Here is a 14,431-nt window from a genome sequence, read left to right on the forward strand (position 1 = left end):
TAAATATTCATTATGACGGGTGTTAAATGAAAAGTTATGAGGAGCAGGCGTTAGCGGGCATTGAGTTAGACGACGATGCTGTCATGCAGTATTTATTGCAAAACCCTGACTTTTTTATCCGCAATGCCCGTCTGGTCGAACAGATGCATATCCCTCATCCAGTCCGTGGCAGTGTCTCGCTGGTGGAGTGGCAACTGGGGCGACAACGTAATCAGATTGGTCAGTTGGAAGAAGAGATCACCTTGCTGATGGAGCAGGCGGGCTTGAATGAAGTGTTGTTTAATCGCCTGCTGCAACTACAAAGCAATTTGGCTACGGCCAGCAGCTTGCAAGATATGCTTAACCGCTTGCAGCGCTGGGCACGAGACTTCGGTCTGTCAGGGGCGAATGTCCGCTTATTCAGCGACCGTTGGCATATTGGTGCACCGTCTGATTTCACCCATTTGGCACTTGCCCGTCACGCCTTCGAACCGTTACGCATTCAGCGCTTGGGGAGTGATAACCATTATCTGGGCGGCTTGAACGGATCGGAACTGCTACTGTTATTGCCTCAGGCCAAGCAGGTAGGGTCTGTCGCACTTTCGTTACTGGGCAAAAATGGCGATTTAGGTGTCATTATCTTCAGCAGTCGCGATACGCAGCATTACCAGCAGGGCATGGGTACCGTGATGCTGAATCAGTTATCGATGTTATTACCGAGCCTGCTGGAGCGTTGGATAGAACCGGTATGACCGAATTCAGTGCCTCACTTGCCCCGCAGGTAGAGGCTTTCCTGCGTTATCTCAAAGTTGAGCGTCAGCTCAGTCCATTGACTATCACCAGTTACCGGCGTCAGCTACAGGCACTCATGGAAATGGGTGAGCAAATGGGCCTGATGCACTGGCAAACGCTTGATGCGGCTCAGGTTAGGTCACTGGTTTCTCGCAGTAAACGTGCCGGGTTACACTCCTCAAGCCTTGCGTTGCGCCTCTCGGCGTTGCGCAGCTTTCTTGATTGGCTGGTGAGCCAGGGCGTATTGCAGGCCAACCCAGCAAAAGGCGTGAGTACGCCGCGTTCAGGCCGTCATCTGCCGAAAAACATTGATGTCGATGAGGTCGATAAACTGCTGGATATCGATCTGAATGATCCCTTGGCTGTCCGCGATCGGGCGATGCTGGAAGTGATGTATGGCGCGGGGTTGCGTCTATCCGAGCTGGTTGGTATGAACTGCAAACACGTAGATTTAGCCAGCGGTGAAGTCTGGGTGATGGGGAAAGGCAGTAAAGAGCGTAAAGTGCCGATTGGCAGGACTGCAGTGACCTGGTTAGCGCATTGGTTGGAACTGCGCGAGTTATTTGAACCTGTTGACGATGCTATCTTTTTAGCCAACACCGGTAAGCGAATTTCAGCGCGCAATGTGCAAAAACGCTTTGCCGAATGGGGCGTCAAGCAAGGTGTTAGCAGCCATATTCACCCACACAAATTGCGCCACTCTTTCGCCACTCACATGTTGGAATCCAGTGGTGATTTGCGCGCAGTGCAGGAGTTACTAGGCCACGCCAATCTGACGACCACACAAATTTATACTCATCTCGACTTTCAACATCTGGCGACAGTGTATGATGCTGCTCATCCACGCGCCAAACGAGGCAAATCCTGATGCATTTTTATCGCCCACTCGAGAGTATTTCCGCCATTAGCTTCGATTTGGATGACACCCTGTACGACAATCGGCCGGTGATTACCCGCACTGAACAAGAGTCGGTGGCATTTTTGCAGCAGTATCATCCCAATCTGGCGCAGTTACAGGCCACTGATTTTCAACGTTTTCGCACTGAGTTGCTGGCGCAGGACCCGGACATCTACCACGATGTTACCCAGTGGCGCTGGCATGCCATTGAACTGGGCTTGATACGTCATGGCTTAAGTAAGGCTGAGGCGCAATGTGGCGCTGATGCAGCCATGGAGAACTTCGCCCTATGGCGTAGCCGTATTTATGTGCCAGCAGCCACCCATGACACCTTGAGCGCGCTGGCTGAGCATTATCCACTGGTGGCAATCACCAATGGCAATGCCGATCCTAAAGCCTGTGGTCTGGATCGTTACTTCCAGTTTGTGCTGCGCTCTGGCCCTCATGGCCGTGCCAAGCCTTTCCGCGATATGTACCATAAAGCGGCAAACCATCTGGATATCCCGCTCAAACAGATTCTGCATGTGGGTGATGATTTGACCACCGATGTTGCTGGTGCACTGCGTTGCGGCATGCAGGCTTGCTGGATTAATGACCGCCAGCAGAACCTGATGACGGCCAGTGATAGCCGCTTATTACCACATATTGAGATTTCTCAGTTGGCTTCCCTGACAGCATTGCTATAATCCTGTTTAAATTTACAGTGGAATATGGGCGGTAGTGATCTGTCTATTTTCCCTTTTACCCGATAAACGGTGCCTATGGACGTTTCTGATCTGCTCGACAGCCTGAATGAAAAACAACGCGAAGCCGTGGCCGCGCCACGCTGCAACCTGTTGGTCCTGGCCGGCGCAGGCAGTGGCAAAACCCGGGTGCTGGTTCACCGTATCGCCTGGCTGCTATCAGTAGAAAACGCCTCTCCTTACTCGATTATTGCAGTGACGTTCACCAATAAAGCGGCGGCCGAAATGCGCCACCGTATTGAACACTTGATTGGCACCAGTCAGGGCGGAATGTGGATTGGGACTTTCCATGGGTTGGCGCACCGCTTGCTGCGCGCTCATCACATGGATGCTAACTTGCCGCAGGACTTTCAAATTCTTGATAGCGACGATCAGCTACGGTTATTAAAACGTTTGGTTAAAGCACTGAATTTAGATGATAAACAATGGCCACCGCGTCAGGCGATGTGGTACATCAACGGCAAAAAAGACGAAGGATTACGGCCACAGCATATTGAGAGCTATGGCAATCCGGTTGAAGCGACCTGGCTGCGTATCTATCAGGCGTATCAGGAAGCCTGTGACCGCGCCGGTCTGGTGGATTTTGCTGAGCTGTTGTTGCGTGCACACGAGTTGTGGCTAAACAAACCCCATATTCTTAATCATTATCGTGAACGCTTTACCAACATTTTGGTGGATGAGTTTCAGGATACCAACAATATCCAATACGCCTGGATCCGCCTGCTGGCAGGTGACCGTTCCAATGTGATGATCGTCGGTGACGATGACCAATCAATCTATGGTTGGCGCGGGGCGCAGGTGGAAAATATCCAGCGCTTCTTGAAAGATTTCCCTGGTGCTGAAACCATCCGGTTGGAGCAGAACTATCGTTCTACCAGCAATATTTTGACGGCAGCAAACACCCTAATTGCCAATAATGATGGGCGCATGGGGAAAAACCTGTGGACGGACGGCGCCGAAGGCGAACCGATCTCACTCTATTGCGCCTTTAACGAACTGGATGAAGCGCGCTTTGTGGTTAACCGCATCAAAGCCTGGCAGGACAATGGTGGTGCCCTGAATGATTGCGCCATCTTGTATCGTAGCAACGCCCAATCGCGCGTTTTGGAAGAAGCACTATTACAGACCGCGATGCCGTACCGTATTTATGGCGGTCAGCGCTTCTTCGAACGTCAGGAGATTAAAGACGCGCTGGCTTATTTGCGGCTAATTTCCAACTGCAATGATGATGCTGCTTTTGAGCGAGTGGTCAATACACCTACTCGCGGTATTGGCGATCGCACATTAGATGTGGTGCGCCAAACCGCCCGTGACCGCCAGCTAACGCTATGGCAATCAACCCGTGCCATGTTGCAGGAAAAAGTGCTGGCAGGCCGCGCAGCCTCTGCGCTGCAACGTTTTGTTGAGCTGGTGGACTCCCTGGCCCATGAAACAGCGGATATGCCGTTGCATGTCCAAAGCGATAGAGTGATTCGTGATTCCGGTTTGTGGTCGATGTACGAACAGGAAAAAGGTGAAAAAGGTCAGGCGCGCGTTGAGAACCTTGAAGAATTAGTCAATGCGACCCGTCAATACAGTTATCAGGATGAAGATCAGGATCTGATGCCACTACAGGCTTTCTTGTCTCATGCGGCGCTGGAAGCCGGAGAGGGGCAGGCCGATGCTTATCAGGATGCGGTGCAATTAATGACTCTGCATTCAGCGAAAGGCTTGGAGTTCCCGCAGGTATTCATTGTGGGTATGGAAGAGGGGATGTTCCCGAGCCAGATGTCACTGGATGAAGGTGGCCGTCTGGAAGAGGAACGCCGGCTGGCCTATGTTGGGGTCACTCGCGCCATGCAGAAACTGACACTTTGTTATGCAGAGAGCCGCCGTCTGTACGGCAAAGAAGTGAATCATCGACCATCCCGTTTTATCGGCGAGCTGCCGCAGGAATGTGTCGAAGAAGTGCGGCTACGCGCCACGGTCTCCCGCCCGGTGAATCACCGCAACATGGGTACGCCGATGAATGAGAATGACAGCGGCTTTTCACTGGGTCAGCGGGTGCGTCATCCTAAGTTTGGTGAAGGTACCGTGGTTAATCTGGAAGGCAGCGGCGAACACAGCCGGTTGCAAATTGCTTTTCCCGGTGAGGGGATTAAGTGGTTGGTCGCGGCTTATGCCCGATTAGAAGCCGTATAAATTTACCCTGCGGTCTTGACGCCGCAGCGGCGTTAGCGGCATTCACTTACCCGAATCACTTACTCATGTAAGCTCATCGGGATGCGTTCATTTGCTGCCTTGCTGCAACGTCAATAACTTTGGGTAAACCCTGCGGTCTTGACGCCGCAGCGGTGTTAGCGGTGCTCATCCTGAGGCGCTTGCCTGGCATCGGTTTCAGCCTGCAACAGAATCGCTTTCCCCATCCACTGCGTCACATCCTGAATACCCGCATCATCCAAATGCCAAATATCTTTCAGCACCATAAACACTTCTGAGCCATAAATTAATGAGAAAGAATAGATCACCCGTTGCAAGGCCTCCGGTGACAACTTCCCTTCCAGCGGCTCGACAGCCAGCTTCAATAACCGCTTACGGTTACCGCGCACTAACTTCTCTTCACTGTTAGGGTTGCTGCGGTCAGCCGCCCATTGTTGCAATGACAGATGCAGCGCGGCACGAAGTACACCTTCGTGTTGCAACATACGCGGATAAGCAAAAGAGAGCAGTTCCGCAATGCGTTGCCGAGCGTCTGGTTGGGTAGGCTGCCATGCCAATATCGGCCCAAGGCTTTCATCGACCATGGCAGAAACTAACGCACTTTGCGTCGGGAAATAGCGATAAGCCGTAGCGCGCGAGAGTTGCGCCGCATTTGCTACGTCTGTTATCGATGGAAATGTCCCTTGTTCATACATCGACATCGCCGTATCGATCAGTAACCGCCGGGTTCTGGCTTTGATGGTGGTCAGTGATGGAGAGGCGCGCTCCTGTTTATCCTGATTATGCACGGTCACTCCATGGTCAATAACGAGTATCTGCGCTCACTATAACAAACCGATCGCACAAATCGCCATGAATGCATTTCACATGCAAACTAATTTTGAGACTGTAGTCTCAAAACTCAGCAGTACTCTTTGCGAAAATGATACTCTAGTCTCAATATGATTCTATCTTAACCAACTCGCTTCGTTGTTCGGCTGTAAGCAGAAAGTAAACTTCCATTAAAAAGAAGTGAGCTACACGCGCATTCATAGAAGGATGTTCAGATGCCTCGTCATATTTTTATCGCGACTACCACAGATACCAAAGGCGAAGAACTGACGTATGTCAGTGAATTGATTAAAGCAACCGGGCTAACAACGGTCACGGTAGATTTATCGACTAAAGAAGGCCAACGCGCCAGTGGCGCAGATATCTCAGCCGAAACGGTGGCGGGCCATCACCCTGACGGGCGTCAGGCGGTGTTCTGTGGTGATAGAGGGCGGGCTATCAGTGCAATGGCCGTCGCTTTTGAGCGTTTTATTGCCAGCCGCGATGATGTGGCCGCGTTATTAGGTCTGGGTGGCTCTGGCGGCACCGCGTTGATTACACCGGCCATGCAAGGCTTACCGATTGGTATTCCTAAACTGATGGTATCTACCATGGCTTCTGGTGATGTTTCAGGTTACATCGGTGCCAGTGATATCGCCATGATGTACTCCGTTACTGATATTGCCGGGCTTAACCGTATTTCTCGCCGTGTGCTGAGTAATGCGGCTCATCAAATTGCCGGTGCAGTCTATTTCGCCAAAGAAGAGTTGCTGGTTGATGATAAACCGGCGCTGGGTTTGACCATGTTTGGTGTGACAACCCCCTGTATTCAGGCTGTCAGTGCCGCATTATCAGACGAATATGACTGTTTGGTGTTCCACGCCACCGGTAGCGGCGGCAAAGCCATGGAAAAGCTGGCCGAAAGCGGTTTGCTGGCGGGGGCACTTGATCTGACCACCACCGAGGTCTGCGACCTGTTATTTGACGGGGTACTGGCCTGTGGGCCGGAACGCTTCGATGCTATTGCCCATAGCAACATTCCGTATGTTGGCTCTTGTGGCGCATTGGATATGGTTAACTTCGGTAGCCCGGCAACTATTCCGGCTAAATATGCCGATCGCTTGTTCTATAAACATAACGCCCAAGTGACGCTGATGCGTACCACCGAGCAAGAAAATATTCAAATGGCACGCTGGATTGGCGAGAAGCTCAATCGCTGTCAGGGTGAAGTGCGCTTCTTAATTCCAGCCGGCGGATTCTCGGCACTGGATGCTCCGGGCCAGCCATTCTGGGATGAAAAAGCGTTAAAAGCCTTTATCGATACGTTGGAAGAGACCGTCATTCAAACCGATAAACGCCGCTTGGTGCACTATCCATTCAATATTAACGACCCACAGTTTGCGCAAGCTGCGGTAGAAAACTTTAAAGAAATAGCAAAGAGCCCATTCCACCCTAAATAATTCGAGCTGCAGGAAGGCAGCCAACGCATCTGCCGCTTGAAGTATGACGGGTATAGGGTCATTTAATATCTGGAGAAGTCACATGCCAAAATTTCAACGCCAGGCCATTTTAGCCAAATTTCGGGAAATGATTGCCCGCCGTGAGCCGATTATCGGTGGCGGTGCGGGCACAGGGCTGTCAGCTAAATGTGAAGAAGCTGGCGGAATTGATCTTATCGTTATCTATAACTCAGGCCGCTATCGTATGGCGGGTCGTGGGTCGCTGGCAGGTTTGCTGGCCTACGGGAATGCCAATGAAATCGTGGTCGATATGGCCAAAGAAGTGCTGCCGGTGGTCAAGAATACGCCAGTGCTGGCGGGGGTGAATGGTACTGACCCATTCTGTCAGTTCGATCACTTTTTGGATCAATTAAAAGCATTGGGTTTTTCTGGCGTGCAGAACTTCCCAACCGTTGGGTTAATTGACGGTAACTTCCGCGCCAATCTGGAAGAAACCGGCATGGGTTATGGCCTGGAAGTGGATATGATCCGCCTGGCTCACGAAAAAGATTTACTGACTACCCCTTATGTTTTCAGTGCCGCCGATGCGGTTGCCATGACACAAGCGGGGGCCGACATTATTGTGCCACATATGGGGCTGACGACTGGCGGTAACATTGGTGCGGACACGGCACTGAAGCTGGCGGACTGTGTGCCTCTGATTAATGACTGGGCTGCGGCCGCAAAAGCGGTACGTGACGATATTATTGTGCTGTGCCACGGTGGGCCAATCTCCTCACCAGAAGATGCCCAATACATTATGGATAACTGCCCGCAATGTGACGGTTTCTACGGTGCCAGTTCGATGGAACGTTTGCCGACTGAAATAGCACTGACGAACACCACCAAACAGTTTAAAAATATAAAGCGTTGATATTTTGCCAATACCAAAGGGAAAGCCTGTTTTGTGAATTTTGCCAGGTTTTGGCTAAATGAAGATGCAGGATACGCAAAACCGAAGTCGATGTTGGCTTCGGTTTTTTTTGCTTTTTATTACCGCATCAGCGCAAATAGTTCTCACCAATACTGGCAACGCCGTACCACGCCAGAATATTACTGACATCAGCCTCACCCTCGGCGGGTGACCAACTCGCTAAATCCTCAGCGTTAACCGGCTGGTATGGGCCGTGTTTTACCTCAAAGATGACCGCACCGACTTCCAGGGATAACACCGCATGCCAAACATTAGCCGGGATCTCCAAAATAGCGGTTTCTTTGCCCAGCAAGCTACGGTGAGTGACCTTACCCTGATCATCAAACAGCAACACAATAAAGCTGCCATGTAGGGCGGTAAGCAGTTCCCAGGTATGAGGATGGCGGTGAGGGCGGACATAGGTCTGCGGTTCCATCGCAATCGCCAGGCGCTGGATGGTGTCATCGAGTTGTGGATGAAAATTGAGATTAGCTCTCAGACGTGGTGATTGCTGGGCCTGTTGGCTCAGTTGTGCAAGGGATTGCGCGGTAATTTGCTTCATTCTGGCTGAATATCCTTAAGAGTGACTGCCTGTAATCTAACGTAAATAGAACCAGGTTATAAGGGGGGCGGCGGTGGATTCTGTACGCTTTATCACTGTGCGCGGTCAGATAAAAAATCCAGCGCAGAAGAATAGAAAACGACAGTGATGAATTAACATCTTTTAACCGGTTGACAGCCTTTTTCTTCTCGGCGTAACATGCGCGCACTATTCTTTATGAGGACATTCGCCTTGGACACACCCAGTAGATACTGGCTCAATAACCTGTTCATATGGTGCAACTTCTAAGGCTATCCTCTTATTTGCTGATAGCCTTCGTGGTTGTCAGCGGCCCCGCTAAGCCGTCGCTGTGAGTCAGATCTCCTTATGGTCTGAAACATAGAGTATTTATCAATACCTCGCTGTTTCTGTGCTTCAATGCGTTATCCCTATCCATCACCGCAAGGGAGTTTTGGCCTATGCTGAGCGCATTTAAATTAAGTAACAATCGCTTATCCCGTTTGGAGCTGGATGAATCAGATGAGTCAGATGATCTGACCTCATCAATTTGGGTCGATTTAGTCGAACCCGAAGAAGGGGAGCGCGAACGCGTCCAGTCTGAATTAGGGCAAAGCCTGGCGACTCGGCCAGAGTTGGACGACATCGAGGCATCCGCCCGCTTCTTTGAAGATGAAGATGGCCTGCATATCCACTCCTTCTTCTATTATGAAGATGCTGAAGACCACGCGGGTAACTCAACCGTGGCATTTACCATCCGTGATGGTCGCCTGTATACCCTGCGTGAGCGCGAGTTACCGGCTTTTCGTTTATATCGGATGCGGGCGCGTAACCAAACATTGGTTGATGGCAATGCTTATGAGCTGTTGCTGGATCTGTTCGAAACCAAAATTGAGCAGTTAGCCGATGAAATCGAAAACATTTACAGCGATTTGGAAGCCTTAAGTCGCGTGATTATGGAAGGGCAGCAAGGTGATGAATATGACGCCGCGTTGTCTACCTTGGCGGAACAGGAAGATATCGGTTGGAAAGTGCGCTTGTGTCTGATGGATACCCAGCGAGCACTGAATTTCCTGGTACGTAAAGCCCGCTTGCCGAGTGGTCAACTGGAGCAAGCCCGTGAGGTATTGCGCGATATCGAATCCCTGTTGCCACACAATGAATCCCTGTTCCAGAAGGTTAACTTCCTGATGCAGGCAGCGATGGGCTTCATCAATATCGAGCAGAACCGGATTATTAAGATCTTCTCGGTGGTGTCGGTGGTGTTCTTGCCGCCAACACTGGTGGCATCCAGCTACGGGATGAACTTTGAGTTTATGCCGGAATTGCGCTGGTCATTTGGCTATCCAGGTGCAATCAGTTTGATGATTATCGCGGGTTTGGCGCCATACTTGTATTTCAAGCGCAAGAACTGGCTCTAATCTAACCTTCGTCCTTGAAGCTGCAGGGGTGTTAGCTGCGTTCACGCATCCGATTGCCTACCTGCAACTTCAAGTTCTTTGGTTATCAATTCATAACTCATTGAGTAACTGGCGTTTTTGTAGCTTTGGTATCTAGGCGCGCAACTTACGTTGGGTGTAGAGCGCATCCAGCGTGAACAGCAATAGAGCGGCCCAGATAAAGGCGAAAGTCACCATTTTATCGTTACCAATGGTCTCGCCGTAGAAGGTTACCGCCAGAATAAACATCAGCGTTGGCCCGAGGTATTGGAAAAAGCCCAATGTCGATAGTTTTAAACGGGTGGCGGCGGCGGTGAAGAACAGTAGCGGGATCGTGGTAATCACCCCAGCGGCGGCCAATAACAGATTAAGTGACCAGGCATTGGCACTCATATGGCTGGTCGGGCTATCGGCAATAAAGAACAGATACACCGCGGCTATCGGCAATAACCACATGGTTTCCACCAACATACCGGTTTGGGCATCAATCCCCAGTTTTTTACGGATCAGACCGTATAAAGCAAAGCTGATTGCTAACCCCAGGGCGATTATTGGTAACGAGCCAAACTGCCACAACTGGATCAATACCCCACCGAATGCTAATGCTACCGCCACCCACTGCATGCGGCGAAAGCGCTCACCCAGAAACAACATACCGAATAACACATTCACCAGCGGGTTGATAAAATAGCCCAAACTGGCTTCGAGCATATGATTGTGGTTCACCGCCCAGATAAACAACAGCCAGTTACTGGCAATCAATACGGCGGTAACGGCCAGCAATAACAGGCGTTTGCCGTTTCTACAAGCACTGCGTACTTGCGGCCAATTGCGGCTAACCGTTAGCAGGATCAACATAAAGAAAAATGACCAGATAATCCGATGCGTCAAAATTTCATCAGCCGGCACCTGTTGGATGAGCTTGAAATAAGCAGGGGCAATACCCCAAATAAAATAAGCTGCCAGAGCAAATAAAATGCCCTGACGGGTTCGTTGTTTATCCATGGTGTGGCTCGGAACAAGAAAGGAGATGCGGTGAGTGTACTTAACTTTACGCTACGAATCATCACCGCTGACGGGCAAATCAGCCAACCAGGTAAGTCGCCGTTGCGCTAGCGATATGCATTTGGCTTTCATTATGCAGTTCGACGCGGGCGACAGACACTTTATTTCCACTGCGCAAAATACTGCTGCTGGCGATAAAATGCTCGCCTCGTCCGGGGCGCAGATAGTCAACACGCAGGTCGATAGTGCCCATCTTAGCCAGCTTCATTTGCAATTGTTCTTTAATGAGCGGTTCATGGCGCACTAAACTATTCCCGACACATACCAGCCCGGCGGCTACATCCAGCACTGCGGCAATAACGCCACCATGCAGAATTCGCTGTGCAATATTGCCGACTAACTTCTCATTATTATCGAAAGCAATTTCGGCGTAATCTTGCTCGAAACGGGTTAATCGCAGGCCAAGCTCACGGTTAAATGGCATGTGATACACAAATACTTCGCCAATCATGCGGCGAGCATCCTCTAACGTTAAAGTTGTTACTGGCATTTTGCCCTATTCTCTTCTTGGTTGCAGATAAGCAATCGTAGTGTAAGTTAACGAATTGTTTATTTTATGCTTCTGTTTTGTTGTTTTCCAGCCGTTAAATCATAAATATAAACAACACTAATCTCAGGTAACATTTGTGTGTAGAATGAGCTGTTTTCATTACAAATAGAAATAATCCGTAAGGCGATGGGGGAATAATGGGAAGATTTTGGCGGATATTGATAGCGCTGCTACTGGCACCAACCTTGGCGCAGGCAGACGTTGCGAAGGTTGAAAAAATTCATGACGCACCTGAGGTGCGAGGCAGCATTATTGCGGCAATGTTGCAGGATCACGATAACCCGTTTTTGCTTTATCCGTATGAAACGAACTATCTGTTATATACCTATACCAGCAATATTAATAAAGATGCTATCAGCTCTTATGATTGGGCGAACAATGCCAGAAAGGATGAAGTTAAATTCCAACTGAGTTTAGGTTTCCCTATCTGGCGTGGTATTGCCGGTGATAACTCCCTGTTGGGGGCATCTTATACCCAACGTTCATGGTGGCAGGCCTCCAACAGTGGCGAGTCTTCGCCATTCCGTGAAACTAACTACGAACCACAGGTGTTTCTGGCGTGGGCTACCGATTACGAGTTGGCGGGCTGGAATTTCCGTGAAGTGGAAGTCGGTCTTAACCATCAATCCAACGGTAAAGCTGACCCAACGTCACGTAGCTGGAACCGGGCTTATACCCGAGTCATGGCACAGCGCGGCAATTTGGAGATTGACCTGAAACCTTGGTATCGCCTGCCGGAAAGCGACGCAAAAGATGACAACCCGGATATCAATAAATACATGGGTTATTATCGCCTGAAAGTCGGTTATGCCTTGGGTGACAGTGTGTTCAGTGTGGATGGCCATTATAACTGGAATACCGGTTACGGCGGTGCTGAAATGGGCTGGAGCTACCCAATCAGTAAACATCTGCGCTTCTATACCCAAGTGTTCAGTGGCTATGGTGAGTCAATGATTGACTATAACTTTAGGCAAACACGGGTGGGTATGGGTATCATGTTAAACGATGTCCTTTAACGTCATCCGGCGTTAGAAAAGTTTCAGACACAGGCCGGTTAACCGGCCTGTGCAGATCTTATAGTTGGGGAAGAGTGTGTCGACCGCAGCAGTGATAAATAGGGAATTACTGGCAGTGCAGGTATTGCGAGATACCTTCGGCTATCAGCAATTCCGGCCCGGACAACAGGAAATTATCAACGCCACCCTATCAGGGCAAGACTGTCTGGTTGTGATGCCAACGGGCGGTGGTAAGTCCTTGTGTTATCAGATCCCGGCACTGGTAACGGATGGGTTGACGCTAGTTGTCTCTCCGTTGATCTCGCTGATGAAGGATCAGGTCGACCAACTGCTGGCCTACGGTGTTGGTGCTGGGTGCTTAAACTCATCACAAACGCGTGAGCAACAGTTAGCCGTGATGGACGGTTGCCGTAGCGGTCAGATTAAGCTGCTGTATATTGCACCGGAACGGCTGGTGATGGAGAGCTTCCTCGATCAACTGTATCAGTGGCGGCCGGCTTTACTGGCGGTGGATGAGGCGCATTGCATTTCTCAATGGGGTCATGATTTCCGCCCGGAATATCGTGCGCTAGGTCAGTTAAAGCAACGTTTCCCTGATTTACCGGTTATTGCGCTTACCGCCACGGCGGATGAGGCAACGCGAGGGGATATTGTTCGTCTGCTTAATCTGGATCAGCCACTGATTCAAATCAGTAGTTTTGACCGCCCTAATATCCGTTACACCTTGGTCGAGAAGTTCAAACCGCTCGATCAATTGTGGCGTTTTGTGCAAGACCAACGTGGTAAAAGTGGCATTATTTACTGTAACAGCCGGGCAAAAGTGGAAGACACCACCGCCCGCTTGCAGAGCCGTGGCTTAAGTGTGGCGGCCTATCATGCCGGGCTGGATAACGAGCGCCGGGGGCAGGTACAGGAAGCATTTCAGCGCGATGATCTGCAAGTGGTGGTCGCGACCGTGGCCTTTGGTATGGGGATTAACAAACCCAACGTCCGCTTTGTGGTGCATTTTGATATCCCGCGCACTATTGAGTCTTACTATCAGGAAACCGGCCGCGCCGGGCGTGATGGTCTGCCTGCTGAAGCTATGCTGCTGTACGATCCGGCAGATATGGCATGGTTACGCCGCTGTCTGGAAGAGAAACCGGCGGGGGCACAGCAAGATATTGAACGACATAAATTAAATGCGATGGGCGCTTTTGCCGAGGCGCAAACTTGTCGTCGTCTGGTGCTGCTCAACTATTTTGGTGAAGGTAAGCAGCAGTCGTGCGGCAACTGCGATATCTGCCTCGATCCACCGAAGCGTTACGATGGGCTGGCTGATGCGCAAAAAGCGCTCTCGTGTGTTTATCGTGTCGGGCAGCGGTTTGGCCTGGGGTATATTGTTGAGGTGATGCGCGGGGCAAATAACCAGCGTATCCGTGAAATGGGTCATGACAAGTTATCAGTGTATGGGATTGGCCGCGAACAAAGCCACGAACACTGGGTCAGTGTATTGCGCCAGCTTATCCATCTTGGGTTGCTGAGCCAAAATATCGCGATGTTTTCCGCGTTACAACTGACCGAGGCTGCCCGCCCGATCTTGCGCGCTGAATTACCGTTGCAACTGGCGGTGCCGCGTATTCAAAGCCTGAAGGTGCGCAGTAGCGCTAATCAGAAATCCTATGGCGGCAATTATGATCGTAAGTTGTTCGCCAAATTGCGCAAACTGCGTAAATCTATCGCCGATGAAGGCAATATTCCGCCTTATGTGGTGTTTAACGATGCGACCTTGCTGGAGATGGCGGAACAGATGCCAATTACCGCCAGCGAACTGTTGAGCGTCAATGGTGTTGGGCAACGCAAACTGGAGCGCTTTGGCGCGCCGTTTATGGCGATGATCCGCGACCATGTAGACAATAACGACGACTAACCGGTCGCCTTTCCTGCTAACGCCTCTGTGGCTTTCCATTCGCAGAGTTTATGAGGATCT

At 50.6% G+C, this 14,431-nt stretch carries 13 protein-coding genes; 9 read left to right on the forward strand and 4 right to left on the reverse strand.

The features are described from left to right. Window positions 1-26: 26 nt before the first annotated feature. The 4 genes from EL015_RS01020 to uvrD all read left to right on the forward strand — a co-directional run bounded on the left by EL015_RS01020 (window position 27) and on the right by uvrD (window position 4,593). Entirely contained in the window at window positions 27-731 is a 705-nt protein-coding gene (locus EL015_RS01020) for a DUF484 domain-containing protein (RefSeq protein WP_005188052.1), read from the forward strand. Further along, the gene (gene xerC, locus EL015_RS01025) at window positions 728-1,639 is read left to right on the forward strand and encodes a tyrosine recombinase XerC (RefSeq protein ID WP_071843488.1); all 912 of its coding nucleotides are present in this window, start codon (window positions 728-730) and stop codon (window positions 1,637-1,639) included. The genes EL015_RS01020 and xerC overlap by 4 nt, the downstream gene beginning before the upstream one ends. Continuing rightward, window positions 1,639-2,355 carry a 5-amino-6-(5-phospho-D-ribitylamino)uracil phosphatase YigB gene (gene yigB / locus EL015_RS01030; protein WP_032906895.1) on the forward strand — a complete coding sequence of 239 codons (717 nt, stop codon included), beginning with the start codon at window positions 1,639-1,641 and terminating at the stop codon, window positions 2,353-2,355. Before xerC ends, yigB begins: the two co-directional genes overlap by 1 nt. Window positions 2,356-2,430: 75 nt before the next feature. Next, complete coding sequence (gene uvrD / locus EL015_RS01035; RefSeq protein ID WP_005188045.1) at window positions 2,431-4,593, forward strand: DNA helicase II; 2,163 nt, start codon at window positions 2,431-2,433, stop codon at window positions 4,591-4,593. Window positions 4,594-4,748: 155 nt separating this feature from the next. Here uvrD and EL015_RS01040 read toward each other — a convergent pair whose 3' ends face one another. Beyond that, window positions 4,749-5,399 carry a TetR/AcrR family transcriptional regulator gene (locus EL015_RS01040; RefSeq protein WP_042568937.1) on the reverse strand — a complete coding sequence of 217 codons (651 nt, stop codon included), beginning with the start codon at window positions 5,397-5,399 and terminating at the stop codon, window positions 4,749-4,751. Window positions 5,400-5,657: 258 nt separating this feature from the next. Between EL015_RS01040 and EL015_RS01045 the strand changes: the two genes are divergently transcribed. Further along, window positions 5,658-6,881, forward strand: a complete 1,224-nt coding sequence (locus EL015_RS01045; protein ID WP_005188037.1) for a Tm-1-like ATP-binding domain-containing protein — start codon at window positions 5,658-5,660, stop codon at window positions 6,879-6,881. An 82-nt stretch (window positions 6,882-6,963) separates the two neighbouring features. Then, entirely contained in the window at window positions 6,964-7,794 is an 831-nt protein-coding gene (locus EL015_RS01050; protein ID WP_005188034.1) for a phosphoenolpyruvate hydrolase family protein, read from the forward strand. 127 nt (window positions 7,795-7,921) lie between these two features. On the opposite strand, the gene EL015_RS01055 is transcribed toward EL015_RS01050, so the two are convergent. Next, the gene (locus EL015_RS01055) at window positions 7,922-8,395 is read right to left on the reverse strand and encodes a WbuC family cupin fold metalloprotein (RefSeq protein ID WP_005188031.1); all 474 of its coding nucleotides are present in this window, start codon (window positions 8,393-8,395) and stop codon (window positions 7,922-7,924) included. A gap of 458 nt (window positions 8,396-8,853) precedes the next feature. Between EL015_RS01055 and corA the strand changes: the two genes are divergently transcribed. After that, window positions 8,854-9,813, forward strand: coding sequence for a magnesium/cobalt transporter CorA (gene corA / locus EL015_RS01060; RefSeq protein ID WP_005188027.1), 960 nt, complete (start codon window positions 8,854-8,856; stop codon window positions 9,811-9,813). Window positions 9,814-9,945: 132 nt separating this feature from the next. On the opposite strand, the gene rarD is transcribed toward corA, so the two are convergent. Together rarD and EL015_RS01070 are read right to left on the reverse strand one after the other, a co-directional pair. Then, complete coding sequence (gene rarD, locus EL015_RS01065; RefSeq protein WP_005188023.1) at window positions 9,946-10,836, reverse strand: EamA family transporter RarD; 891 nt, start codon at window positions 10,834-10,836, stop codon at window positions 9,946-9,948. Between the two features lie 79 nt (window positions 10,837-10,915). Beyond that, entirely contained in the window at window positions 10,916-11,386 is a 471-nt protein-coding gene (locus EL015_RS01070; protein WP_005188019.1) for a thioesterase family protein, read from the reverse strand. Between the two features lie 197 nt (window positions 11,387-11,583). Here EL015_RS01070 and pldA point away from each other — a divergent pair, with 197 nt between their 5' ends. Together pldA and recQ are read left to right on the forward strand one after the other, a co-directional pair. Beyond that, entirely contained in the window at window positions 11,584-12,462 is an 879-nt protein-coding gene (pldA, locus tag EL015_RS01075; RefSeq protein ID WP_005188016.1) for a phospholipase A, read from the forward strand. A gap of 76 nt (window positions 12,463-12,538) precedes the next feature. Next, on the forward strand, window positions 12,539-14,371 hold the full coding sequence (gene recQ, locus EL015_RS01080; RefSeq protein ID WP_005188011.1) for an ATP-dependent DNA helicase RecQ: 1,833 nt from the start codon (window positions 12,539-12,541) through the stop codon (window positions 14,369-14,371). Window positions 14,372-14,431: the final 60 nt, after the last annotated feature.

This window comes from Yersinia intermedia, from assembly GCF_900635455.1.
Classification (GTDB): domain Bacteria; phylum Pseudomonadota; class Gammaproteobacteria; order Enterobacterales; family Enterobacteriaceae; genus Yersinia; species Yersinia intermedia.

Bases quoted from the DNA above. Each gene is read 5' to 3' on its own strand.
- EL015_RS01020 (WP_005188052.1), top strand. From the start codon at position 27: ATGAAAAGTTATGAGGAGCAGGCGTTAGCGGGCATTGAGTTAGACGAC.
- EL015_RS01070 (WP_005188019.1), bottom strand. From the start codon at position 11,386: ATGCCAGTAACAACTTTAACGTTAGAGGATGCTCGCCGCATGATTGGC.
- xerC (WP_071843488.1), top strand. From the start codon at position 728: ATGACCGAATTCAGTGCCTCACTTGCCCCGCAGGTAGAGGCTTTCCTG.
- rarD (WP_005188023.1), bottom strand. From the start codon at position 10,836: ATGGATAAACAACGAACCCGTCAGGGCATTTTATTTGCTCTGGCAGCT.
- EL015_RS01055 (WP_005188031.1), bottom strand. From the start codon at position 8,395: ATGAAGCAAATTACCGCGCAATCCCTTGCACAACTGAGCCAACAGGCC.
- yigB (WP_032906895.1), top strand. From the start codon at position 1,639: ATGCATTTTTATCGCCCACTCGAGAGTATTTCCGCCATTAGCTTCGAT.
- EL015_RS01050 (WP_005188034.1), top strand. From the start codon at position 6,964: ATGCCAAAATTTCAACGCCAGGCCATTTTAGCCAAATTTCGGGAAATG.
- EL015_RS01045 (WP_005188037.1), top strand. From the start codon at position 5,658: ATGCCTCGTCATATTTTTATCGCGACTACCACAGATACCAAAGGCGAA.
- uvrD (WP_005188045.1), top strand. From the start codon at position 2,431: ATGGACGTTTCTGATCTGCTCGACAGCCTGAATGAAAAACAACGCGAA.
- corA (WP_005188027.1), top strand. From the start codon at position 8,854: ATGCTGAGCGCATTTAAATTAAGTAACAATCGCTTATCCCGTTTGGAG.
- pldA (WP_005188016.1), top strand. From the start codon at position 11,584: ATGGGAAGATTTTGGCGGATATTGATAGCGCTGCTACTGGCACCAACC.